This is a genomic window from Xanthomonas sp. NCPPB 3442 (genome assembly GCF_056725145.1).
On sequence record NZ_CM161514.1, the window covers coordinates 845,521 to 867,930 of the forward strand.

At 65.3% G+C, this 22,410-nt stretch carries 18 protein-coding genes and 1 other RNA gene; 9 read left to right on the forward strand and 10 right to left on the reverse strand.

Going from position 1 to position 22,410, the window contains the following annotated elements:
• Positions 1-86: 86 nt before the first annotated feature.
• Both AC1POX_RS03850 and AC1POX_RS03855 read left to right on the forward strand, forming a co-directional pair.
• Entirely contained in the window at positions 87-3,629 is a 3,543-nt protein-coding gene (locus tag AC1POX_RS03850) for a CheR family methyltransferase (RefSeq protein WP_372356779.1), read from the forward strand.
• Positions 3,630-4,077: 448 nt separating this feature from the next.
• The gene (locus AC1POX_RS03855; protein WP_372356780.1) at positions 4,078-4,650 is read left to right on the forward strand and encodes a hypothetical protein; all 573 of its coding nucleotides are present in this window, start codon (positions 4,078-4,080) and stop codon (positions 4,648-4,650) included.
• Between the two features lie 140 nt (positions 4,651-4,790).
• On the opposite strand, the gene AC1POX_RS03860 is transcribed toward AC1POX_RS03855, so the two are convergent.
• The 3 genes from AC1POX_RS03860 to AC1POX_RS03870 form a co-directional block, all read right to left on the reverse strand.
• Positions 4,791-5,129, reverse strand: coding sequence for a hypothetical protein (locus AC1POX_RS03860; RefSeq protein ID WP_011348712.1), 339 nt, complete (start codon positions 5,127-5,129; stop codon positions 4,791-4,793).
• Between the two features lie 82 nt (positions 5,130-5,211).
• Positions 5,212-6,111, reverse strand: coding sequence for a manganese catalase family protein (locus tag AC1POX_RS03865; RefSeq protein WP_011348711.1), 900 nt, complete (start codon positions 6,109-6,111; stop codon positions 5,212-5,214).
• Positions 6,112-6,247: 136 nt separating this feature from the next.
• Positions 6,248-6,754 (reverse strand): YciE/YciF ferroxidase family protein, encoded by a 507-nt coding sequence (locus AC1POX_RS03870; RefSeq protein WP_372356781.1) that lies wholly within the window; start codon positions 6,752-6,754, stop codon positions 6,248-6,250.
• Between the two features lie 481 nt (positions 6,755-7,235).
• Between AC1POX_RS03870 and AC1POX_RS03875 the strand changes: the two genes are divergently transcribed.
• Entirely contained in the window at positions 7,236-7,430 is a 195-nt protein-coding gene (locus AC1POX_RS03875) for a hypothetical protein (RefSeq protein WP_008577726.1), read from the forward strand.
• Positions 7,431-7,741: 311 nt separating this feature from the next.
• On the opposite strand, the gene AC1POX_RS03880 is transcribed toward AC1POX_RS03875, so the two are convergent.
• A complete protein-coding gene (locus tag AC1POX_RS03880; RefSeq protein WP_184421148.1) occupies positions 7,742-8,956 on the reverse strand; it encodes an FAD-dependent oxidoreductase in 1,215 nt (404 codons plus the stop codon).
• A gap of 310 nt (positions 8,957-9,266) precedes the next feature.
• Between AC1POX_RS03880 and AC1POX_RS03885 the strand changes: the two genes are divergently transcribed.
• The 4 genes from AC1POX_RS03885 to AC1POX_RS03900 all read left to right on the forward strand — a co-directional run bounded on the left by AC1POX_RS03885 (position 9,267) and on the right by AC1POX_RS03900 (position 13,798).
• Positions 9,267-10,568 carry a sensor histidine kinase gene (locus AC1POX_RS03885; protein ID WP_008577729.1) on the forward strand — a complete coding sequence of 434 codons (1,302 nt, stop codon included), beginning with the start codon at positions 9,267-9,269 and terminating at the stop codon, positions 10,566-10,568.
• Positions 10,565-11,341, forward strand: a complete 777-nt coding sequence (locus tag AC1POX_RS03890; RefSeq protein ID WP_011348706.1) for a LytR/AlgR family response regulator transcription factor — start codon at positions 10,565-10,567, stop codon at positions 11,339-11,341. Before AC1POX_RS03885 ends, AC1POX_RS03890 begins: the two co-directional genes overlap by 4 nt.
• Positions 11,342-11,508: 167 nt before the next feature.
• Positions 11,509-11,880 carry a hypothetical protein gene (locus tag AC1POX_RS03895; protein WP_031425001.1) on the forward strand — a complete coding sequence of 124 codons (372 nt, stop codon included), beginning with the start codon at positions 11,509-11,511 and terminating at the stop codon, positions 11,878-11,880.
• Positions 11,881-12,202: 322 nt separating this feature from the next.
• Entirely contained in the window at positions 12,203-13,798 is a 1,596-nt protein-coding gene (locus AC1POX_RS03900; protein WP_011348704.1) for an APC family permease, read from the forward strand.
• A gap of 176 nt (positions 13,799-13,974) precedes the next feature.
• Here the strand turns inward: AC1POX_RS03900 and AC1POX_RS03905 are convergent, their stop codons facing one another.
• Positions 13,975-14,649 (reverse strand): hypothetical protein, encoded by a 675-nt coding sequence (locus AC1POX_RS03905; protein WP_008573315.1) that lies wholly within the window; start codon positions 14,647-14,649, stop codon positions 13,975-13,977.
• 415 nt (positions 14,650-15,064) lie between these two features.
• Here AC1POX_RS03905 and AC1POX_RS03910 point away from each other — a divergent pair, with 415 nt between their 5' ends.
• Positions 15,065-16,048: an oxygenase MpaB family protein gene (locus tag AC1POX_RS03910; RefSeq protein ID WP_372356782.1), complete on the forward strand. Its 984-nt coding sequence runs from the start codon at positions 15,065-15,067 to the stop codon at positions 16,046-16,048.
• Positions 16,049-16,251: 203 nt separating this feature from the next.
• Here the strand turns inward: AC1POX_RS03910 and AC1POX_RS03915 are convergent, their stop codons facing one another.
• Complete coding sequence (locus AC1POX_RS03915; RefSeq protein WP_372357135.1) at positions 16,252-18,321, reverse strand: M13 family metallopeptidase; 2,070 nt, start codon at positions 18,319-18,321, stop codon at positions 16,252-16,254.
• A gap of 149 nt (positions 18,322-18,470) precedes the next feature.
• A complete protein-coding gene (locus tag AC1POX_RS03920) occupies positions 18,471-19,166 on the reverse strand; it encodes a glycosyltransferase (RefSeq protein ID WP_008573318.1) in 696 nt (231 codons plus the stop codon).
• A gap of 283 nt (positions 19,167-19,449) precedes the next feature.
• Between AC1POX_RS03920 and AC1POX_RS03925 the strand changes: the two genes are divergently transcribed.
• A non-coding RNA gene (locus AC1POX_RS03925) (sX9 sRNA) lies at positions 19,450-19,524 on the forward strand.
• 22 nt (positions 19,525-19,546) lie between these two features.
• On the opposite strand, the gene AC1POX_RS03930 is transcribed toward AC1POX_RS03925, so the two are convergent.
• The 3 genes from AC1POX_RS03930 to AC1POX_RS03940 all read right to left on the reverse strand — a co-directional run bounded on the left by AC1POX_RS03930 (position 19,547) and on the right by AC1POX_RS03940 (position 22,372).
• Positions 19,547-20,542: an aldo/keto reductase gene (locus tag AC1POX_RS03930; RefSeq protein WP_014091147.1), complete on the reverse strand. Its 996-nt coding sequence runs from the start codon at positions 20,540-20,542 to the stop codon at positions 19,547-19,549.
• 137 nt (positions 20,543-20,679) lie between these two features.
• A complete protein-coding gene (locus tag AC1POX_RS03935; RefSeq protein ID WP_008573320.1) occupies positions 20,680-21,249 on the reverse strand; it encodes a flavodoxin family protein in 570 nt (189 codons plus the stop codon).
• A 226-nt stretch (positions 21,250-21,475) separates the two neighbouring features.
• Positions 21,476-22,372, reverse strand: coding sequence for a LysR family transcriptional regulator (locus tag AC1POX_RS03940; RefSeq protein WP_338338937.1), 897 nt, complete (start codon positions 22,370-22,372; stop codon positions 21,476-21,478).
• Positions 22,373-22,410 lie beyond the last annotated feature (38 nt).

A 22,410-nucleotide genomic window follows, 5' to 3' on the forward strand; every position in this document is an offset into this window, starting at 1 on the left:
ACGCATGTGCTGCATGGTAGTCCGCCGCGCTTTACGCGATCATGGCCGATTGCGCTTGGATCCAGCGTTGCAACGATAGTGCCGCCATGACCGACGACGAAACTTCCAACAACGACATCGCTACGGATGCGAACACGCAGACGCCCTTGTTCGTGCTTGGCGTGGGCGCCGCCGGTATGGACGCCGATCGCCTGGCAGAATTGCTCGATGCGATTGCTGGCGCGTCGAATCTGGCCATCATGCTGTTGTTGCGCGACCGCCAATTATTGGATGAGGCACGCCTGCGCGAACTGCTTGGCAGTCAGGCCACCCTGCTGTCGGTACCCAGCGATGGCGACCGGCTGCAACCGGGGCGCTTCTATCTGCCGCCGGCCGATACGGTCGTCACGCTGGAGGAAGGGCGCATCCGTCTGCGCGCCTTGCCCGGTGGCGAGAGCGACCACGGGTTGATCGACAGCTTCTTCGTCTCGATGGCGCACGATCAGGACGGCAATGTGATCGGCCTGATCATGGGGCGCTTCGACGGCGACGGCACGCTGGGGACCGCGGCGATCCGTGAGTGCGGCGGTCTGGCGCTGGCCGTGGACGATGCCGCACTGCATGGGCTGGACCTGCGCAGCGCCAGCAACCCGGCCGCCATCACCGACGACATCCTGCCCCTGCCACAGATCGCCGCGCGTATCGCGGCGCACATGCAACGCCATCACGGCTACGGTCATCCGGTGCCGACCGGCGTGCGCAATGGCAGCGAGAGCGACAAGCTCAGCCAGGTCGCCGCCATCCTGCGCAATACCACCGGCCACGATTTTCATGGCTACAAACGCGCCACCTTCCTGCGCCGCGTGCAGCGGCGCATGCAGGTCGCGCAGGTGGAAACGCTGGAGCAGTATCTGGAGGTGTTGCGCAATCGTTTCGACGAACCGTTGCAGCTGTTCAACGACCTGCTGATCGGCGTGACCAAGTTCTTTCGCGACCGCCGCGAGTTCGAATTCCTCGAGCAGCAGGTGATTCCGCGGTTGTTCCAGGGCAAGCACACCGGCGACAGCCTGCGCATCTGGGTGCTGGGCTGCTCCACGGGCGAAGAGGCCTATTCGCTGGCGATGCTGCTGCGCGAACACGCCGAAACCCTGGACACCGCGCCACGCATCCAGATCTTCGCCAGCGATATCGACGGGCGCGCACTGGCCACTGCACGGGTGGGGCGCTATGCCTCCAGCATCGTCGGTGAAGTTGCACCCGAACGGCTGCGGCGCTGGTTCGTCAAGGAAGGCGACACCTATGTGGTGAGCAAGGAGCTGCGCGAGCTGTGCGTGTTCTCCCAGCACAGCATCGTCAAGGACCCGCCGTTTTCGCGGCTGGATATGGTGTCGTGCCGCAATCTGCTGATCTATCTGGATGCCGAATTGCAGAATCGGGTGATCCCGATCTTTCATTTCGCCATCCGTCCGGGCGGCTACCTGTTCCTGGGCAATGCCGAAAACGTCTCGCGGCACGCGCAGTTGTTTACGCCGGTCGAGCGCAGCTTTCGGGTGTTTCAGCGCATCGATGCGCAGAGCAACGTGCATGCAACATTCCCGACCATGCAGCCGGCTGCGGCCGCCAGGGTGCCTGCACCACCGCAGCGGCAGCGCACGTCCAGCAATGCGTTGGTGCGCGCCGGCGAGCGCATCGCCGACCGTTATGCGCCGGCGTATGCGGTGCTGGACGAGCAGTTCGAGGTGCTGCATTTCTCGTCGCAGGCGGGGCGCTTCATCCGTCCTGGCGGCGGCACCCCCAGCCTCAACCTGCTCAACCTGATTCATCGCGATTTGCGCCTGGACTTGCGCAGCGCGCTCAGCCGCGCCGAACGCGACCGCTCACCGGTGCACGTCAAGGGCATCCAGGTGCACGAAGATGCGGCGACCTGGGCGGTGAACCTGTTCGTCGAGCCGACCGCCGACTCGGAGGTGCCGCGCGGCTACGTGGTGCTGTTCCAGGAAGTGGAAGCGCGCGAACCGGTGGAGCTGCCCGCCCCACACGACAGCGTGCACGACGATGGGCATGTGCAAGTGCTGGAGAACGAGCTGCGCATCACCCGCGAGCGCCTGCAATCGATGATCGAAGAGCTGGAAAGCACCAACGAGGAGCTCAAGTCTTCCAACGAGGAATATCAGTCGCTCAACGAAGAACTGCAGAGCGCCAACGAGGAGCTGGAAACCTCCAAGGAAGAGCTGCAATCGGTGAACGAGGAAGTGACCACCGTCAACGGTGAGCTGGCCCATCGCGTGCAGGAGCTGGCGCATGCCAACAGCGATCTGAAGAACCTGCTGGAAAGCACCCAGATCGCTACCGTGTTTTTGGACAACGAATTGCGCGTCACCAACTTCACGCCGGCCGTCACCGACATCCTGCCGCTGGTGGAAAGCGATATCCATCGCCCGATCAGCCACATCAAGCTGCATGTGGATTACGACGAACTGCAAGACGATGCGCGCCGGGTGATCCGCACCCTGGCGGTGCTCGATCGCGAGGTCGAAAACCCCACCACGCATGCGCGCTACATGGTGCGCGTGCTGCCGTATCGCACCGTGGACAATTTCATCGGTGGTGCGGTGCTGACCTTCATGGACGTCACCCCGCTCACGCGCGCCGAGCGTGCGCTACGCAGCAGCGAGCAACGCCTGCGCACCTTGATGGAAGGCATCCCGCAGCTGGTGTGGCGCTCGCTCGATGGCGGCCGCTGGACCTGGTCCAGCCCGCAATGGTCCAGCTACACCGGCCAGAGCGATGCTGAGAGCCTTGACCTGGGCTGGTTGCAGGCGGTGCACCCGGACGATCGCGAGCTGACCATGAACGCCTGGCTGGGGAGTGCGTCCAGTGGCGGGCTGGATATCGAACACCGCCTTTTCAACGCGGATGAGCAGGGTTATCGCTGGTTTCAAACGCGCAGCGCTCCGGTACGCGACGAACGCGGCCAGGTGCTGGAATGGCTGGGTACCTCCACCGAATCGGACAACCTGCGCCGGCTGCAGGAAGAACAGCGTGTACTGGTGGCCGAGTTGCAGCACCGCACGCGCAATCTGATCACGGTGGTGCAGTCTGTAGCCAAGCAGACTGTACAGACCACCCAAAGCATGCCCGAGTTTGCGGCCAAGTTCGAGGATCGGCTGGCCGCATTGTCGCGCGTGCAGGGGCTGCTGTCGCAATCGGACAATATGCCCACCACCATCGGCGCGTTGTTGCGTATGGAGCTGGATGCGTTGGGGGCAGAGCCGGATCAAAAACGCATCGTGCTGGAAGGTCAGAACGTGGCGCTGCGTAAATCCACCGTGCAGACGCTTGCATTGGCATTGCACGAATTGGCCACCAACGCGGTCAAGCATGGCGCACTGGCGGTGGACACCGGCACCTTGTCGATCCGCTGGGAGGTCGTGTCTGACAGCGAAATACCTGCGCGCCTCAAGCTGTTGTGGATCGAAGAAGGCGCCAACAATCAGCTGCGCGGCGACCGTGATGAAGTCAGCGGCTTCGGTCGCCGCCTGATCGAAAAGGCCTTGCCGTACAGCCATGGCGCGCAGACGCGCTACGAGCTCAGCGATACGCGCCTGGAATGCGAAATCCAGTTGCCGCTCAATCCTGTGAACGGGTGAGTGGACCGTAGACCTCGGGCCTGCATGGACGTGGCCGCTGGGTGAGCAACGTATGCACATGCACCGCCCGCCCACGCCGCGATGCGCAGGTCTGAGTGCCGGGCACGCACGCGCCCTCGCAACGATGAGACTTGCGCGACCATCGAGACGGCTAGTGAAAGAGCGCTGTGCTGCACACAAGACGCCTATGCATTGAGCGTGCCTTTGATAGCAGACTCTGCTGCACGTGCATCTACATCTAGCAATGTAGCGCTGCGTGTACACGCACAGCCCACGGAAAATACTGCGCGATGATGCAGATCCTGCGGCCTATTCGGCTTCCGCTGTGCGTGTAGTGCAACTGAAGTTACTTGAAACTCTTGCAGCACCGAGCTTTGCCGAAGTCAAAAAGTTGGCGCGCATTGTGCGTAACCACTGAGGTCATCGAGATGCACACAGTGGAGTAGTCATGATTACGCGCATTCTTCAGTTGTCCGCCCGCGTGGCGAGCAATGCCTGGGTCGAGGTCGGCGTGGGCGCCGATGCCGACATTCTGGTCGCCGACCGTGGCGGCAAACGCGAGGAGCGCGCGACCTTCGGCCGCCGCGCACCGGGGCAGCAGCGTTCGATCCATTTGCAGGAGCCCGGCGGATTGGGCGGCGTTGATCTGGCCATCTGGGAAACCCAACGCTGCGCCATTGCGCTATGCGGTTTCGTCTGCACTGCATCGGCCGACGGCACCACCGCCGCGACCTGGTTGAGCCAGGATGGCAGCGCGGTGTACGCCGCCGGATTGCGCAACGTGATGGACATCGGCGGACGCCTGCAGATGGGATTCTCGTTGCTCGTCGCCTCGTCGGCGAGCATGCCCACCTACCGGCCGCTGTGTATCGACACGGACCTGAGCAAGTGGCTGCACATGGGCGGCGCCGAAGCCATGCGCCATCTCACGCCCTGGCGGCTGGAACGCTGCGCCGCTGCGGCAGGCGTACGCCCGGAGTGGGCGAGCGAAGGGGCCTCGGCACCGATTGCGCGCGTCTGAGCGCGTGCGCCATGCAGCCAACAAAGAAGGGGCCCAGTGGGCCCCTTCATCGTTTCGGTCGTGTGGGTCGATCCTGATCGCTGCTTGCCAACGATCGCGCCGCGCACAGGTCGACCCACCGACCGCAGGCTCGCAACCGATCAGTTGTCTTCTGCTTCCTCGGCGTTGTCGTCCAGTGCGCGTTGCTGCGCGTCGATGTGTTGCTGCTTGCCGTAAGTGCCGCTCTGGCCGAAGTTGGGTTGCGTGCTGCCGTCGCGTTCCGGGTGGCCGTCGGGTTCGCCTTCGCCCAAGGTGCCGCCGCGGCCATGACCGCGTTGATGCAACGCGTCCGGCGCGCCGCCACGCGGCGGCAGTGCATCGCGGGTCTGGACCGCCGATGGATCGTTGCGGCCCTGGCCATCCAGCGATGCGTCGGTACCGTTTCCGCGATAGGCCGATTGGCGTTCGTCGTGTGTGTCGAGCGTGGATTTTTCGTTCATGGCAACTCCTGTGCAGTGCAATGAAAAAGCCCGGAGCGCGCTGGCTCCGGGCTGGTGATGGGTGCAACTGCACCCATCAGGTCTAACGCTGGATATCGCCGGTGGTGGAACCGGCGCCCGGGCCCGCACCCAGGTCTGCGCCGGTCACGCGGTCCAGCTCGGGGTTGGAGAGCAGCCGCTGGGACATGGCATCCAGGGCCGCGGTTTGCGTGGCATCCAGCGCGACCGTGGCAGAGCCGTCGCCACCATCCACGGCGGCCTGCGCCTCGCGGTCGGCCACCACTTCCCACTGCTCGCCGGCATTCCACGGACCGATCATGTCGCCCTCGCCCTGGGAGGTGTTGTAGTACTTGTCGGTGAAGCGCGGATCGCCCGGCAGCTTACCCGGCGGGAAATTCGGCTCGATCGAGTACAAGGCCTTTTCGAACGACTTCTGATGCGCCACTTCGCGCGTCATCAGGAAACGCAGCGCATCCACGATCCCCGGATCGTCGGTGACGTTGATCAGGCGCTCATACACCAGCTTGGCACGCGCTTCGGCCGCGATATTGGAGCGCATGTCGGCCGTGGGGCAACCGATGCTGTCGACATACGCCGCCGTCCACGGCACGCCGCTGGAATTGACCAGGGCCGGGCCACCGCCATACAGAATCTGTTGGGTATGGCTGGTGCTGTTCTGGGTCATGTTGCGCATGTCCATGGCCTCTTCCATGCCCTCGGAGAGCACCGCCTTGGGCCCCTTGTTGAGCATGGCGATGATCGAGCCGATGATCTCCAGGTGGCTGATCTCTTCGGTGGCGATGTCGAACAGCAGGTCCTTGCGGCCCGGATCGTCTTCGCCCAGTGCCTGGGTGAAATAGCGCATTGCAGCGGCGAGTTCGCCCTGCGGTCCGCCGAACTGTTCCAACATCAGCGTGGCCAGATCGGGATTGGGCTGGGCGACGCGGACGGTGTACATCAAACGCTTGTTGTGCATGAACATGGGTGGTGCTCCATGGCTGACGCCCGGCAACTACGACCACTCAGCGAGCGGGCAGAAACGTGGGGCTTTGGCTTCGGGGGGATGCCCGCAGGGATGCAAGCGACGCAGGACGGCGGCGACCGTCCTGCGCGGTGACTCAGGCGGCCTTGCTGGCCTTGGATGCCTTCTGGTTGCCGCCTTGTTCGGCGAGCAGGGTCAGCTTTTCGTCGGTGGCCTTTTCTTCTTCCAGCGTGGCCAGCAGCAGCGGCAATACATCGGCATAACCGAGTTGCTTGGCCATGGCGGCAATGGTGCCGTACGAGGCGATTTCGTAATGCTCCACCTTCTGCGCGCCGCCGATCAGTGCAGCGTCGCGCACCGGGCCGGCCTCGATTTCGTCGATGACCTCGCGGCTTTCTTCGACCAGGCCTTCCATCGCAGCGCACTTGATGCGCTTGAGCTTGATGCCCAGTGTCTCCACGACCTGATCGATGCGTTCGATCTGGCCCTGGGTCTCTTCCAGGTGGGTTTCAAAGGCCTGCTTGAGTTTCGGCTCGGTGGCCGCGCGCGCAAGACGCGGCAGCGACTTGGTCAGCTGCTTCTCGGCGCTGTAGATGTCCGACAGTTCGTGGATGAAAAGTTCTTCGACAGTCTTGATCGCCATGTGTGGCTCCTTGGGGTTGGTCAGAGGATGGGTTGCTGCGGTTGGCCATGTTGGTGGCGATGCCTTGATGAGCTCGCGTTGCACGCCTGCGAACAAGCGTGCCGATGCAGCACGTGCGACAACTCCGAAATCGTCGTGGTGCGTGTCACTCGCCTGCAGCGCAGGGTCGTGCGCACTGCACCTGACGTTCTTCGAAGTACACCGTGGTCATCGCGTCGATCTCCAGGCAGTACCGCGTGGTCGCTACGCTAGCCCTGCGAGTGTTAGCGGGATTGGTGGAAACGGTGATCCCGATGCGATGGCGAGCTGTGCTGTGATGCAGGCCGCGCTCGCTGCGCCTGCAACGAAGGGGTGCAATGGCGCACCTACTACAGCCATCACCTCGGCGCCGATGCGGCTAGGCTTTGCGCATCGCTGCACTCCAGCATCGATCCACGTCGATGCGGTACAACGACGATCGAACTTTTTGCGAGACCGTGCGATGACGCCGCTGGACAAACCCTTACGTCGCGAACTGCAGATCGGCGATCAGGCATATACCTTGATCATCGATCCGCAAGGTTTGAAATTGGTCGAAAAAGGCAGGCGCAAAGGCGTGACCTTGCGCTGGGAAGAACTGGTCAGCGGCGACGCTGCGCTGGCCAGTGCATTGCAGGCTTCGCTTGAAGACCGTTAGCGTGGCGGTGCCGGGCGGCGTGTGAAGCGCGAATGGAACAACTGCGTGCACCGCCTGGCGGGCGCGGCTGATGACCGTGCGGTCGCACATCCTCCGCGGTTCACCTGCGCCGTCCACGCCGACCTGAGGCGTGCTTGATGGTTGTCGACGCTGCGCTTGGCGTGGCTCGACCTTCCAACGACCAGAACAAGTGCAATGGCTGGTTCGGCACGACCACCTGCAATGCTGGCGTCCGGTAGAGGCCTTTGCATGTCATTGCCAGCACCGATGCGCTCTGCAATGCACGCAGGCCACCACCGCGCTCGCGTCGCTCAGCGTGTGGCAAACAGCCGCGCCAGTTCGCGCACCGCCGCTTCCGTTGCGGCGCGGTCGGGCATGGCGTCTGCATTATTGAAGTCGTGTGCGCCTTGCGCCTGCACCAACAACCCGTCGCGTCGCGGCACGACGTTGAGATTGTGGCCTCGCCAGACCAGGCCATAGGTGACTTCCGGCTGCGGGATCAGGCGCGCGGTCTGCCCGCGCACTGGAATCACGCTGTCGTCGCCCAGCAAGGCGCGCGCCCCGTAACCGGTGGCGTTGATCAGGATCTTCTCGCGCAGATCGCCGAATTGGCGCGGATGCTCGAACTCGCGCGTGTAGAGCTCGCCGCCTGCCTGCAGGAAGTCATCCATCAACAAGCGCGCATACGCGCTGAGGTTGAAGGTGAGCTGGCTGTAGCGGCGCACGAACGCCACCGGAAATGGATGATCACCGGGCGCCACCGGCTGCGAGCGCGGGCCCAGATCATCGAGCAGCTCGCGCTCCAGCGGCGGATAGTCCGGCTCATGCGCTTCGGCAGAGGCGACAGGTTGATCGAAGGGCACGTCCGAGAGCACGTAGCCATCGCGCCATTCAATCGGCTCGCCGGGCAGGCCCAGCAAGGTCTGGTAGCGGCGAAACGACGTGCGCGCCATTTCTTCCCAGCGCCTCTTGAAGTCGGCAGTGGCGTGTTCGCTGGTGCACACGCGCGAATCCGGCGACCACACGCCGGTGGCATAGAACGAGCGCACATCCGGCAGGCGCTCGCGCGCGTAGATGCGCACACGCAGGCCGGCGCGTTGCGCCACCAGGGCAGTGGTCAAGCCGATCGCGCCGCAGCCGATCACCGCCAGCGTGCGCGCGGCCGGGTCGGCGGCACGCACCAACCGTAATGCCTGTTCGGCGGCACCCCACGAGAGCGACCACCCGCTGCCGCCATGCCCATAGTTGTGCACCACCGTCTTGCGGCCGATGCGCTCAGCTTCGATCCGCGGCCCCTGCGCGCGGAACGGACGCGTGCACCCGTTGATGGCGATGATGCGATCAACCGAGGCGCGCATCGGTGCCAATGGCGGGGCAGCTGCGAACGGCGCAGGCAGACCACCCGGCAGCGTGACCGGCTGGGTGGCGGGCGGGACGGCGAGCGCCTTGTTCGTTGCTGCCCAGCTCGCGGTGGAGGCGGCCGCCAGCGCAACACCGGCGCTGCGTAGAAAATGACGACGGTGCATGCAACTCCCTTACAAGGTGTGGTGGGTGATGGGGTCGCCATGATGCGGCTCGCCACGCCTGCGCGGAGGCATGCCGAGGCCATCTTCAGATGCTGTCTGCCGCGTGGCAGCAACCGAGCGCGGCATGCGCAGCGCAAGCGTGCATCCAGCATAGCGCGCGCATCTGCCGCGGCCATGGCCCGGCACCAGGGTTTCGCACCGCAATCCTGGCGTTTGATGCCACGCTGGCGGCCATTCGTCGCCCGGGGCTTTCGCAGTGGCGCGCGCCGGCTATGCTCGCTCCCGTCCCATCCCAACGAGCTGCCCACCCGTGTCTGCCAGTGTCTTCCTGATCGTGCGCATCGTGTTCGCCTGGGCCGCCGCGTTGGTGGTGGCAGGGATCATGTGGACGCAGTTGTTCGGCTCCATCGGCCCGATCTTCGCGCTGGCCTGCATGGTCTTGCTGACGCTGGCGTTGATGAGTTCGGTCACCCATGTGCGGCGCGTGCGCCTGATCGCCGATCGGCTGGACCACACCACCTTGTCCACCCGCCAGCGCCGCCAGATCGAAGTACCGCTGGATGTGCAGGCCAGCTTCGCGGTGATGGAAGAGGCGGTGCGTGCGCTACCGCGTGTGCAGGACATCGAATGCGCGCCGGGCAGCCTGCTGATTCGCGCCAAGGTGCGCCGCATCGACCCGTACGCAGGTCGCCAGCCCTCGCGCTGGAACCTGTTCGCACGCTTTGCCATCACCCACAACCAGATCCTGGCGACGATTGCGCCGGGGCAGGGCACCAGCAGCGTCACCGTGTTGTGCGAGCCCGACGCTGGCGCCTGGGTGGATCTGTTCGCGGTGGACGAAGGCAGCAACTACGAAAACGCCGAGGCGATCAATCGCGCGGTGGTGCGCCGGGTCGGTGAGCAACGTCGTGACGAACAGGCCGCCGCCGAGCAATCGGTCATGGAAAAGGAACTGGCCGTGGCGCGCCTGAATCTGCTGCACGCCCAGGTCGAGCCCCACTTTCTTTACAACACGCTGGCCAGCGCGCAGGTGCTGGCGCGCACCGACCCGCCGCGCGCCGAGATCATGATCGGCCATCTGATCCAGTACCTGCGCAGCTCGCTGCCCAGCGCCGACGGTGCCATCGCCACCCTGGGCGAGGAACTCGAACGCACCCAGGCGTATCTGGAGATCCTGCGCATCCGCATGGGCACGCGGCTGGCACTGCAGGTGGAAGTGCCCTACGAACTGCGTGCGTTGCCGCTACCGTCGATGATGTTGCAGACCTTGGTGGAAAACGCCATCAAGCACGGGCTGGAAGCCAAGCCCGGTGGCGGCACCGTGTGGATCCTGGCGCGTCGCCACGATGACCATGTCACGCTTACCGTGGCCGACGACGGCCAGGGCTTCAACACGCACAGCCACGGCACCGGCATCGGCTTGAAGAACCTGCGCGAGCGGCTGAAGCTGATTTATGCCGACAAGGCGAGCTTTGCCATCGTGTCCAACTTCCCCAGCGGGGTGGCGGCCACCTTGAGCCTGCCGCTGCCGACGCAGTTGGGTGCCGCGCCACCGCCGCCGTTGCCCGTTGCGGGCGCGCAGGCCGCACACGCCGCACAGGTGCGGGCATGAGCGCGCTGCGCGCCGTGGTGGCCGAAGACGAGGCCTTGCTGCGGCAGTCGTTGCTGACGCTGCTGGCCGAGGTGTGCCCGCAGTTGCAGATCGTGGGCGACTGCGAGGACGGTGCCAGCGCGCTGGAGACCATCGCCGCGCAGCAGCCGGAGGTGGTGTTTCTGGATATCCGCATGCCCGGCCTCACCGGCATCGAGGTGGCGCGTGCGATGCGCGAGGTCAGCCCGCGCAGCCAGGTGGTGTTCGTCACCGCCTACGACCAGTACGCCATCGATGCGTTCGAACACGGCGCAGTGGATTACCTGCTCAAGCCCATCGGCCGCGAGCGGCTGCAGGCCACCTGGCAGCGCGTGCAACAACGCGCTACTGCCGGCCAGCCGGATGGCGCGCTGCTGGAGGCTTTGCTGCAGCGTCTGTCCGCGCGCCCGGCCGCTGCCAGCCACACGCCGCCGCTCGCCTGGCTGACCGCCAGCAGCGGGCGCGAGACGCGCTTGATCGCGCTGGACGAGGTGGCGTATTTCCAGGCCGATCAGAAGTACACCACGGTGATGACTGCGGCCGGCGACGCGGTGTTGCGCACGCCATTGCGCGAACTGCTGGATGTGCTGGACCCGCAGGTGTTCAAACAGATCCACCGCTCGACCATCGTCAACATGAAGGCGGTTGCCTCGGTGGTGCGCGAGGACACCGGCAAGGGCCGGCTGGCGCTGCGCGGCCGCAGCGAAACGCTGACCGTCAGCCAGCCGTTCATGAGCCTGTTCCGCGGCATGTAAGTGCGACTGCAAGACATCGCGGGCAGTCCCGGATGGATGCGGACAGCGCGCGTGGAACCTACGTATGCGCGTGAGTGCCACAGCGTTCCGATGACCGACAACCGCTGCCTGACGCGCTGCAGCCTGCCTTGATTCCCCCGTTTGCATCGACTGAAAGGACTGTCTCCATGCGCCTGATCGCCTCCCTGGTGTATTGCCTGCTTGCCCTGGCCGGCTGCCATGAACGCAATGGCACCACCTCGATCACCCGTGCCACCCGCGATGGCCACGATGTGATCTTCAGCAAGACGCTGATCACCGCGAGCAGTACCAGCGTGCATTGCCTGGCCAGCGATACCGGCCATTGCTATTACCTGATCTTTGAGGAGCAGTGCGGCGCTCGCGGCAGCGGCGATGGCGCAAGCGCACCGACGTGTGCCCGCAAGACCCTGGACAGCTTTGTGCTGGTGCCAGGGCAGGTGCGCGAATTGCGCGGCGTTCCCGGCCAGGCGCACACCTGCGTGGAGACCACCGCACCGCAGGCCGATTGCCACGGCTGAGGAAGGCGCACGCACGCACCGAGCTGTGGTTGGGCGTGCGTGCGTGTGCATAGGCCACGCGCAGAAGCCTTAGTGCCCATCGCGGGGTGCCTGCGGGTTCCGGGCACCGGCGGCGCCAGCCTGGCGGCTGTGCAGGCACTGCTGGTCGCTGCTGCAGATAACGAGCACTGGCGTGCGTGGATCGGCTGCGCACTGCCGGATCGGCAGGATGTCGCTAGCGACAATCCGGTCATGCCTGAATACGCACTGACGGCAAGCGGTCGCTTCTGCGATCATTACCGGCTTGTTGCCGGTTCACGGCGTCCTCACTGCCAGGCTCCTCATGTCCGAACACTCGCTACGCCGCGACGTTGGCCCCTTCGCCCTCATGCTCACCGGCCTGGGCTCGATCATTGGCTCTGGTTGGCTGTTCGGCGCCTGGCGCGCGGCCGGCCTGGCCGGCCCCGGCGCGATCTGGGCCTGGGTGCTGGGCGCGGCGATCATCACCACCATCGCGCTGTCGTATGCCGAGCTGGGCGCCATGTTCCCCGAATCCGGCGGCATGGTGCGCTACAGCCATTATTCGCACGGCTCGCTGGTGGGTTTCATTGCCGGCTGGGCCAACTGGATCGCCATCGTCTCGGTGATCCCGGTCGAGGCCGAGGCCTCGGTGCAGTACATGGCGTCCTGGCCATGGGCCTGGGCGCAGGGCTTGTATGTGCAGGCGCCTGGTGGGGCAGGCGAGCTCTCTGTGCCCGGCCTGCTGATTTCCGCGGTGCTGGTGCTGGTGTATTTCTTTCTGAATTTCTGGAGCGTCAAGCTGTTCGCACGCTCCAATACGCTGATCACCGTGTTCAAGCTGGTGGTGCCTGCCGCCACTGGCGTGGCGCTGATCGCCAGCGGCTTCCATAGCGAAAACTTCAGCGTCGGCATCCACGGCGATTCGCATGTGCTCGACCTGGCTGCGGTGCTCACGGCGGTGGCCACCGCCGGCATCGTCTTCAGCTTCAACGGCTTCCAGAGCCCGGTGAATCTGGCTGGCGAGGCGCGTAACCCCGGCCGCAGCATTCCGTTCGCGGTGCTGGGTTCGATCGCGCTGGCCACGGTGGTGTACGTGATCCTGCAGGTGGCCTACATCGGCGCCGTGCCGCCGGATCTGCTGGCCAAGGCCGGCTGGCACGGTATCGATTTCCGCTCGCCGTTCGCCGAGCTGGCCATCATCGTCAACCTGCATTGGCTGGCGATGCTGCTCTACATCGATGCGTTCGTCAGCCCCAGCGGCACCGGCATCACCTATACCGCGACCACTGCACGCATGGTCTACGGCATGGAAAAGAACGGCACCATGCCGGCCGTGCTGGGCAAGCTGCACCCGGTCTGGGGCGTGCCGCGCATGGCGATGTTCTTCAACCTGGCCGTGTCGTTCGTGTTCCTGTTCTTTTTCCGCGGCTGGGGCACGCTGGCGGCCGTGATCTCGGTGGCCACCATCATTTCCTACCTCACCGGCCCGATCAGCGCGATGGCGCTACGCCGGCACGCGCCGGAACTGCACCGCCCGCTGCGTATCGCCGCACTGCCGGTGCTGGCCGGCGTGGCCTTCGTGATGGCCACCGAACTGCTGTATTGGGCACGCTGGCCGCTGACCGGCGAGATCATCCTGCTGATGGTCGTGGCGCTGCCGGTGTACTGCTATTACCAGGCCAAGCAAGGCTGGCCGGATCTGCGCCGCAACCTCAAGGGTGCGGCCTGGATGATCTGCTACCTGCCCACCATCGCACTGGTCTCGTGGGCCGGCAGCACCGATTTCGGTGGACATGGCTACCTCAGCTACGGCACCGATCTGGTCGTGGTCGCAGTCGTGGGCGCGGTGTTCTACGTCTGGGGCGTGCGCAGCGGCTGGCGGACTCCCTCGGTGGAGAAGGCGGTCGCGCAGGCGTGAATGCTCACAGGCGCTAGCCGGCGCCGACTCCCGGCAACCGGCTGGCGGTCACCGCTGGGAATAAACAAGAACGGCCGGCGCAGTGCGCACCGGCCGTTCCTGTTTGCAGCCGAATCATCGCTGCAGGTAGCGTGTTTCTCGGTCAACGCGTCGCTGCATCGCCACGCTGGGCCTGGTCAGGAATTGACCACCAGCCGTGGCGCGCCATCGAAGCGGTCGAGGTCGCGCAGCAGTTCGGTATAGCGGCGTAGCCGGCCCATTTCGCGCATGTTGACGATGTCTTCGTGGCGCAACTCGCGCTTGGACGTGACCTCCTGCTTGTAGCGCAGCACCTCCGGGTAGCGGCGCGTCATGTCCAGCGCGTCGGCAACGCATTCGACCGAGTCGGCGTCCGGCGTCACCCGCGCGCGGCTGTTGAAGGCGCGTAGCCAGCGTTCGAAACCGGCGCTGTGGTCGAACAGGTCGGCGATGTACCACATCACGAACAGGATCGACGCCCACGAGGTGAAGATGATAACCACCCGGCTAAAGGTCAGGTGGTAGTCGTTCTGCCACAGCTGGTGCGTGATCACGCCCAACAATATCAGCGAGATCGCCTGCCAGCCGATGATCGAGGCGATCACCCACTGCTTTTTGGCCACCTTGAGCAGCGAGAGCTCTTCGTCGAGCTGCGCGTCGGTCTTGTCGCGCCAGTGAGCCACCTGCTCGTCGAAGGGGAGCCGATGGAGTGCGTTGTCCTGCAATAGCAGGCCTAAACCCTGGAACAAAGCGATCATGACAAGCTCCTGACGGATGGCTGGTACGAACGACTTGCTGCACTGGCCGCGGCCGGTGCCCTGGAGCGTCCGCAACGTGCTGGCGAAGCAGTGCGTCGACGGACGGGCTTAGTTCTAGCACTTTCGCTGTGCATGGCAATGCCTCAAACGAAGCGCTGGCCGCGCAATTTTGCGCAGACGCGCACAAATTGCTGAATTCAGGCGGATTTGCGGTCATGCCGCCGCCATGTGCCTGCGCGGCGCCTTCGATCTTGCTGCACTGCACACTCGGCGCTGCGGCAATTGCCGGGTTCCAAGGACAGGCAAGCCGGCTTGCCGGACATGCTGGAAGGGCGTTCGGCGACGCCGGGCCCGTTGGTAGAAAGCTCAGCGGGCCTGATCGCCCGGATGGTCAGTACCCCACCCAGATGCCAGGTCGCGTTCTTCCGGCCGCGCGGTCACGATGCCCGTCAGCATCTGGTCGCCACCGCCGCGCTGACGTGCCGAACGGATGCCGGTCAGCGCTACGCTGACCTGGCGTTGCAGATGGGCTGCGTATCATTGCCGCATGTCAGCCGTCCTGCGCACTCTCACTGCCCCCGCCGCCAAACAGATCCACCGCTGGGTGCTCGACGCGTTTCCGCGTGGTCAGAGCACCATCGAATACGATCAGCCGCTGGGCGATCCCGGCATCTTCGGGCCCGACAGCATCACCTGGCGCATCCACTCCGAATTTCCGGGCATGCTGTCCGGCGGCCTGTGCGCATTGATGTTGCAGTTGTTGCATCCGCGCGCGCTGGCCGGGGTCTACGACCATTCCAACTTCCGCACCGATTTGATCGGGCGGCTGCGGCGCACCACCAACTTCGTCGCCGGCACCACTTACGCGCCAGCCGCGGAAGCCGAACAGCTGATTGCGCGCGTGCGCAAGATCCACTCGCAGATTCGCGGCCACACTGCCGACGGCGTGCCTTACGAGGCCAACGACCCGCAGTTGCTCACCTGGGTGCATGTCACCGAGGCCTATGGGTTCTTGCAGGGATGCCGGCGTTATTGCCGCCAGGTGCCTGCTGCCATCACCGACCGCTACTACGACGAAGCGCGACGCGTGGCCGAGGCGTTGGGCGCAGCCGATGTGCCGGCCAGCGAGGCGCAGGTGGATGCGTATTTCGCATCGGTGCTGGGAGAGTTACGCATGGACGCGCGCTCGCGCGAGGTGCTCGACATCCTCACCAGCATCCAGCTGCCGGTGCCCGCCGCGGGTCTGTCGCGCGGGGTATTTCTCGGCGCCGGCACGGCCTTGTTGCCCGGCTGGGCCAGCGACATGCTCGGCCGCACCACCACCCAACGCGCGCAGGCGCGCGCATCGGCACGGTTGCTGCGCAGCCTGTCGCCGCTGTTCCGCACGGCCTTGCGCGACGGACTGTCTGCGCGCGCATGCAGGCGCATGCAATTGCCGCCGGCGATGTTGCTGGAGTGGCCTGTCGGCGTGTAACGGCGGTGGGCCGGGCGGAGCGGGTGTTCTGACGTGCGCTGGTGGCGCGATAGGCAATCGCTGGTCGTGCCGCTTTTTCGACGGCAACCACGACGTGGGTACTCACGCACTTCGCCATCCCCCGGCATGGCACTGCCGCGCGCCACGACAAACAATGCCGCAGACACCAGCTCCATTGGCGCTGCATCGACCTCGACCAGCACCTACCAGATCCTGACCCGCTGCTCCGGCGCCAGATACAGCTGCTGACCCTGTGTCACATCGAAGGCCGGGTACCAGGCATCCAGGTTACGCACGGTTTGCGCGCGGAAGCGGCCAGGTGCATGCACATCGGTGAGTAGCGCATTGCGCAGTGCCGCGTCGCGATACTTGCCGCGCCAGGCCTGTGCAAAGCCAAGGAAAAAGCGCTGATCCGGGCTGAAACCGTCCAGGGTCCGGGGCTGCTTGCCCTGCAGCGACAGCTGGTAGGCGTCGTATGCAGTGGCCAGGCCTGCAACGTCGGCGATGTTTTCGCCCAGCGTCAGCTTGCCGTTGACCGACAAGTCGTCGAACGGTTGGTAGGCGCTGAACTGCGCGGCCAAGGCGTTGCCGGCGCTCTCGAATTTTTTCAGGTCTTGCGGTGTCCACCAGTTGTGCAGCTCGCCGTGTTCGTCGAACAGCGCGCCCATGTTGTCGAAGCTGTGGCTGATCTCGTGGCCGATCACCGCGCCGATCGCGCCATAGTTCACCGCATCGTCGGCGGCGGGGTCGAAGAACGGCGGTTGCAGGATCGCCGCCGGGAAGATCAGGCGGTTTTCCAGTGGTACGTTCAGCGCGTTGACCTCCTGCGGCAGCATGTACCACTCGCGATGATCGACTGCCTTGCCCAGCTTGGCCAGGTTGCGGCGGTATTCGAAGACCTCGGCGCGTTGCACGTTGCCGAGCGCATCATCGCGGCGCACGTCCAGCCCGCTGTAGTCGCGCCAGGTGTCCGGGTAGCCGACCGCCACCGTCAGGCCGGCGATTTTCGCCTTGGCATGCTGTTTGGTTTCGGCGCTCATCCACTCCAGTGCGTCGATGCGTTTGCCGAACGCGATGATGATGTTCTTCACCATCTCTTCGGCACGCGTCTTGGTCTGCGCGCTGACGTACTTCTGCACGTAGCGCTTGCCGACCGCTTCGCCCAATGCGGCGTTGGTCGCGTCGATGCCGCGTTTCCAGCGCTGGCGCTGCTGCGGGGTACCTTCCAGCGTGGTGCCGTAAAACGCGAAGCGCTCGTCGGCGAAGGCCTTGGACAGGTAGGGCGAGGCGCGATCCAGCGCGCGGAAGCTCAGGTAATCCTTCCAGGTCTGCAGCGGCTCGGACTGCACCAACGCCGACAACCCACTCACCGCGCGCGGCTGCCATACGATGAAATCCTGTTGTGCGTTGAGGCCGGCTGCCTCGAAGAACACCGCCCAGTCCAGGCCGGGCGCATTGCGCGCGAAATCGGACTGCTTCCAGGCATTGGCGCCGGCCTGCACGTTGTTGGTCTGCTCGGGAGTCGCGTGCACGCGTGCTATGGCGATTTCCAGCGCCAGGATGCGCTCGGCCCTGGCGGGCGCATCGTCGATGCCGGCCAGCTCCAGCAAGGTGACGATGTGCGCGCGGTAGGCTTCGCGCAGCTGCGCCATACGCCCGCCGTCCAGGTAGAAACTGCGCTCGGGCATGCCCAGGCCGCCTTGCACCAGATAGGGCACGTAGCGGCCCGGATGATGCAGGTCCTGCGACACCCACAGGCCGAACAGCCGGTCGGTATGGAAATTGGTGGCGTTGAGCAGATCGACATCGGCACGCAGCTGGCCGCCCAAGGTGCGCGCCAGGGCCTGCTTGTCGTCGAGCTGGGCGATCGCTTCCAGTTCCGGTTGCACCGGGCGCACGCCCTTGGCCTCGATGCTGGCTTCGTCCATGTAGGCGGCGTAGTAGTCGCCGATCTGTTTGTCTTCACCGGTGACGCGGTCGTTGGCGGCAGCGCCTTCGATGATGTCGCGACTATGCCGCTCGGTCTCGATGGCGATGGAAACGAAACTGTTGAAGCTGGCGCGATCTTCCGGGATCTGCGTGCGCTTGACCCAGTTGCCGCTGGCGTAATCGAAGAAGTCATCGCCCGGCGCCACGCTGCGATCCATACCGGCCGCATCGAAGCCGAAATCGCCGAGCTTGGGCTTGCTAGGGGGCGGCGCGGGGTGCGTGCTCGCGGCCGGTGTCGCGCCATCGCGGTGGCATGCGGCGTTGGTCAGCAGCGCGGCAGACATGGCGGCGATGAGGACGGGGCGATGCAAAGAAGCCATGCGGCGCAGCTCGTATAACCAAAACGGACAGCACAGTGTAGTGGCCTGCAGTGCCGGGTGCCGGTTCCAGCGTAGGCTTCGCCGCGGATCGCGGTGATGCGGACACGCTCGGTTCAGCGCCGGCGTTGATACCAGAAGCCGAGCGCGTCGCGGGTCTGCAGCATGCGCCGCCCGCGCCACAGAAACCGCAACAGCAGGCTCAGGTGCTCGCGCTTGGAAAAGCTGCGCAGCTTGCGGTCGGAGGTGTGCACGGTCTGGCGCAAGATCACAAAGCGTCCGCAGCGCGCCAGGGCGCGGCTCAGTGCCACGTCTTCACCGGCGTAGTAGCGCGTGTTGAAGCCCCCTGCACTGACGAAGGCCACCCGCGTGCAAAACAGAAAGCACCCGGGCGCAATGCCGGAAACACGGAAAAACCAGCCAAACACCGCCTGCGCCATGCGCTCGGACCACACCCGCTTGCCCTGCAGATGCACCTGCGCCCCACCGCCTACCGCGCCGGCATCGAGCGCAGCCAGTGCTGCGCCAACGACGTGCGGGTTGATCAGTGTGTCGGCATCCAGAAACAACAGGCGCTCGCCTCGTGCGGCCTGTGCGCCGGCATTACGCGTGGCGGCGATGTGGCGCAACTGCACCTCCAGCACCTGCGCGCCATGGCTGCGTGCGATGGCTGCCGTGGCGTCTTCGCAGGCATCGGCCACCACGATCACTTCATAGTCCAGCTGCATGGCCTGCGCGCAGGCATGCAGGCACTGCAGCGTGTCGCCGATCAGGGCAGCCTCGTCATGGGCGGGAATCACGAAGGACAGCATGGGGCAATAGGCGTGTGAACTGCAGCCAGTGTGCAAGGGGCTGCGAAGCGGGAGTGTGAGCAGGGGCGGTCAGCATCCAGTACGCGCGATCGAACGAGCGCTGCGAAACACACACGCATCTATCGATTGCGGTGTGACAGTTGGATGGCAGCAGTGGCGCGCAGCAAGCTCCACCGGCGCTAGCGCAGTGCCGCAGCGCTGGCTGTGTCCAGCAAAGACACGCAGCACACCGCAAGGCGATTGCGCTCACCGCCATGCGGGCGCGGCCGTGCCCGGAATCGGCATGTGCCACGTTCGTACACGCCGGTTCCAAGCGCGCCGTCCGCACCCACCTGGCAGCGGCCGCTGCGTGTCAGCCAACCTAGGCCACGCAGCACGGCTCAGCGGTTGACCGCGCCCATCATCGCTTCCGGGTAGCGCGTGCCAGCCGCAGCCTGCGGCGGGAAGATGGCATCGATGCGGGCCAGTTCGTCCGGCATTAGGGCCACATCCAGCGCAGCGATGTTTTCTTCCAGATAGGCCAACCGCTTGGTGCCCGGGATCGGAACCAGGTCCTGGCCTTGCGCCAGCACCCAGGCCAATGCCAGTTGCCCCGGTGTGATGCCCTTGTCGGCAGCAATGGTCTTGACCTGCTCCACCAGTTGCAAGTTGCGGGTGAAGTTTTCGCCCTGAAAACGCGGCGAATGGCGGCGGTAGTCGTCGGCATCGAAATCGTCCGGCGACGAAAACGCGCCGGTCAAAAAACCGCGCCCCAGCGGCGAGTACGGCACGAACCCGATGCCGAGTTCGCGCACCGCGGCGAACACGCCGTTGTCTTCCGGCTCGCGCGACCACAGCGAATATTCGGTCTGCACTGCAGTGATGGGGTGCACCGCGTGCGCACGGCGAATGGTGGCTGCGGCCGCTTCCGATAAACCGAGAAAGCGCACCTTGCCCTGTTCGACCAGGCGCGCCATCGCGCCTACGGTGTCTTCGATCGGCACGTTGGGGTCGACGCGGTGTTGGTAGTACAGGTCGATATGCTCCACGCCCAGCCGACGCAGGCTGGCTTCGCACGCGGACTGCACATACGCCGGGCTGCCATCGATGCCGCGCACCGACGGGTCGTTGGGGTCGAGCTTGATGCCGAATTTGGTGGCCAGAAACACTTCATGCCGGCGCGAGGCAATCGCCTTGCCGACCAGCACTTCATTGGTGTGCGGGCCGTACATGTCGGCGGTGTCGAGCAAGCTGATGCCACGATCGAGCGCGCGGTGGATCACCGCGATCGAGGCGGCCTCGTCGCTGCGGTCGCCATAGAACGCGCTCATCCCCATGCAGCCAAGGCCCAGGGCCGAAACGGTGGGGCCGGAACGGCCAAGCGTGCGGGTTTGCATGGGGGGACTCCGTGCAGCAAAAGGTCGGGAGACAATGGCGTGAAAGGCGTTAGCGCGATGTGGCCCACGCGCTAACGCACGGCCCGCGCAGATCGGCAGGCCATGCTGCGATCTGCGCGGGCCGGCGCGGCGTGCAATCAGCCCTTGAGCTTGGCGGCCACTTCGGCCACGCGCTTGCCGAACAGCTTGGCCGTTTCCAGGTCGCCGCGACGCGGCGCTTCGTCCGGCGACGCGTCCGATGGCGAGATCGCCAGTGCACCGCCCCAGCCGCCAGTCCAGTTCACGTCCTGCGGCCCATGCGCCTTGGTGTTGGCCGGCGGCAGCCCGGTGCCGACCCAGATCTGGCCATGCTGTTGCGACAGCGTCCACAAGTACTGGATGGTGGTGGCCTTGTCGCCGTTGGCCGATGCCGAATTGGTGAAGCCGGCAGCGACCTTGTCCTTCCAGGCCTGCGCAAACCACGGTTTGGAGCTGGCATCGGCAAATTTCTTGAACTGCCACGCCGGGCCGCCCATGTAGGTGGGGCTGCCGTAGATGATGGCGTCGGCGGCACTGATGGCATCCCACGCGTCGTCGGGCAGGTTGCCGTCCTGGTCGATGCGGTACAGCGTGGCCTCACCAACGCTGGCCGCGCCCGCGTGCACGGCTTCGGCCTGCTTGACGGTGTGGCCGTAGCCGCTGAAATACACGATGGCGATCTTGCTCATGGGCACTCCTGTTGAACGGGGAGCCGGATTGTGCGCACACCGGTCGCGACAGCAGAATGACCACGCACGGGACGAACTGTTGCCGCGGTCGTTTGCCGCCGCGGGTGAACCGGGATGCGTTTGTCGAAATGTCGCGTGCTTGCGCGCCCAGTTCCCTGATCCCACATCCCGGCCGCATTGGCTCACGTGCCGGATCAGCGACCTGTTTCTTGGCGTCGCCGCTGGCTCAACCAGGTCCGGGCTCGGCCATGCATTCGATCAGGTAATCGATGAAGCTGCGCACCTTCGGTGCCAGGTGGCTGCGGCTGGTGTACACCGCAAAGATGCCGATTTCGTCCAGTGCGTAGTCCGGAAGGATGCGCACCAGCCGCCCTGCGGCGAGGTGCGGCTCGGCCAGGAAATCCGGCTGCATCACGATGCCTTGCCCGGCCAGCGCGGCAGCGTTCAGCACATGCCCGTTGTTGGCGCGCAGGCCGCCGCGCAGGCGCACGTCGATATCGCCCTCCGGGCCGTGAAAGCGCACCTCGTCGCCGCTGGGGGAGTAGTGGTAGAGCAGGCATTCGTGGCCGGCCAGATCGGATGGGTGCCGGGGTGTTCCGGCACGCGCCAGATAGGCCGGCGATGCACATGCCAGGATGCGGACCTTGCCCAACTGCCGGGCGATCAACATCGGCGCCGGCTGGCGGGTGATGCGGATGGCGACGTCGAAGCCTTCTTCGACCATGTCCACCAGGCGGTCGGACAGCGACAGGTCCAGTTCCACCTGCGGGTAGCGTGCACGAAAGCCCGGCAGCAATGCGCCCAGGCGCTCGATGCCATAGCTCACCGGCGCGTTCACCCGCAGTACGCCGGCTGGCTCCAGCGCTTGCGCGCCGATGGTGGCCTCCAGGTCGTCCAGATCGGCCAGCAGCTGCCGGCAGCGCTGGTAGTAGGCGCTGCCGGCACTGGTCAGGCTGACCCGGCGGGTGGTGCGGTTGAGCAGGCGGGTGTCGAGCCGCTGTTCAAGCGCGGCGATCTGGCGGGTGACGCTGGCAGTGGAGCGGTCCAATGCATCGGCGGCGGCGCTGAAGCCGCTGCGCTCGGCCACCGCGGCGAACACGCGCATCGCATCGAGGGTATCCATGGAGGTCCGATTGTTACCTTGAGTGAAATAATTTATCT

What these genes read in the sequence shown, in the direction of transcription:
- AC1POX_RS03880 (WP_184421148.1), bottom strand. Translation starts at nt 8,956, where the DNA reads ATGCACCGTCGTCATTTTCTACGCAGCGCCGGTGTTGCGCTGGCGGCC.
- AC1POX_RS03890 (WP_011348706.1), top strand. Translation starts at nt 10,565, where the DNA reads ATGAGCGCGCTGCGCGCCGTGGTGGCCGAAGACGAGGCCTTGCTGCGG.
- AC1POX_RS03865 (WP_011348711.1), bottom strand. Translation starts at nt 6,111, where the DNA reads ATGTTCATGCACAACAAGCGTTTGATGTACACCGTCCGCGTCGCCCAG.
- AC1POX_RS03870 (WP_372356781.1), bottom strand. Translation starts at nt 6,754, where the DNA reads ATGGCGATCAAGACTGTCGAAGAACTTTTCATCCACGAACTGTCGGAC.
- AC1POX_RS03900 (WP_011348704.1), top strand. Translation starts at nt 12,203, where the DNA reads ATGTCCGAACACTCGCTACGCCGCGACGTTGGCCCCTTCGCCCTCATG.
- AC1POX_RS03915 (WP_372357135.1), bottom strand. Translation starts at nt 18,321, where the DNA reads ATGTCTGCCGCGCTGCTGACCAACGCCGCATGCCACCGCGATGGCGCG.
- AC1POX_RS03860 (WP_011348712.1), bottom strand. Translation starts at nt 5,129, where the DNA reads ATGAACGAAAAATCCACGCTCGACACACACGACGAACGCCAATCGGCC.
- AC1POX_RS03895 (WP_031425001.1), top strand. Translation starts at nt 11,509, where the DNA reads ATGCGCCTGATCGCCTCCCTGGTGTATTGCCTGCTTGCCCTGGCCGGC.
- AC1POX_RS03875 (WP_008577726.1), top strand. Translation starts at nt 7,236, where the DNA reads ATGACGCCGCTGGACAAACCCTTACGTCGCGAACTGCAGATCGGCGAT.
- AC1POX_RS03935 (WP_008573320.1), bottom strand. Translation starts at nt 21,249, where the DNA reads ATGAGCAAGATCGCCATCGTGTATTTCAGCGGCTACGGCCACACCGTC.
- AC1POX_RS03940 (WP_338338937.1), bottom strand. Translation starts at nt 22,372, where the DNA reads ATGGATACCCTCGATGCGATGCGCGTGTTCGCCGCGGTGGCCGAGCGC.
- AC1POX_RS03855 (WP_372356780.1), top strand. Translation starts at nt 4,078, where the DNA reads ATGATTACGCGCATTCTTCAGTTGTCCGCCCGCGTGGCGAGCAATGCC.
- AC1POX_RS03910 (WP_372356782.1), top strand. Translation starts at nt 15,065, where the DNA reads ATGCCGGTCAGCGCTACGCTGACCTGGCGTTGCAGATGGGCTGCGTAT.
- AC1POX_RS03850 (WP_372356779.1), top strand. Translation starts at nt 87, where the DNA reads ATGACCGACGACGAAACTTCCAACAACGACATCGCTACGGATGCGAAC.
- AC1POX_RS03920 (WP_008573318.1), bottom strand. Translation starts at nt 19,166, where the DNA reads ATGCTGTCCTTCGTGATTCCCGCCCATGACGAGGCTGCCCTGATCGGC.
- AC1POX_RS03930 (WP_014091147.1), bottom strand. Translation starts at nt 20,542, where the DNA reads ATGCAAACCCGCACGCTTGGCCGTTCCGGCCCCACCGTTTCGGCCCTG.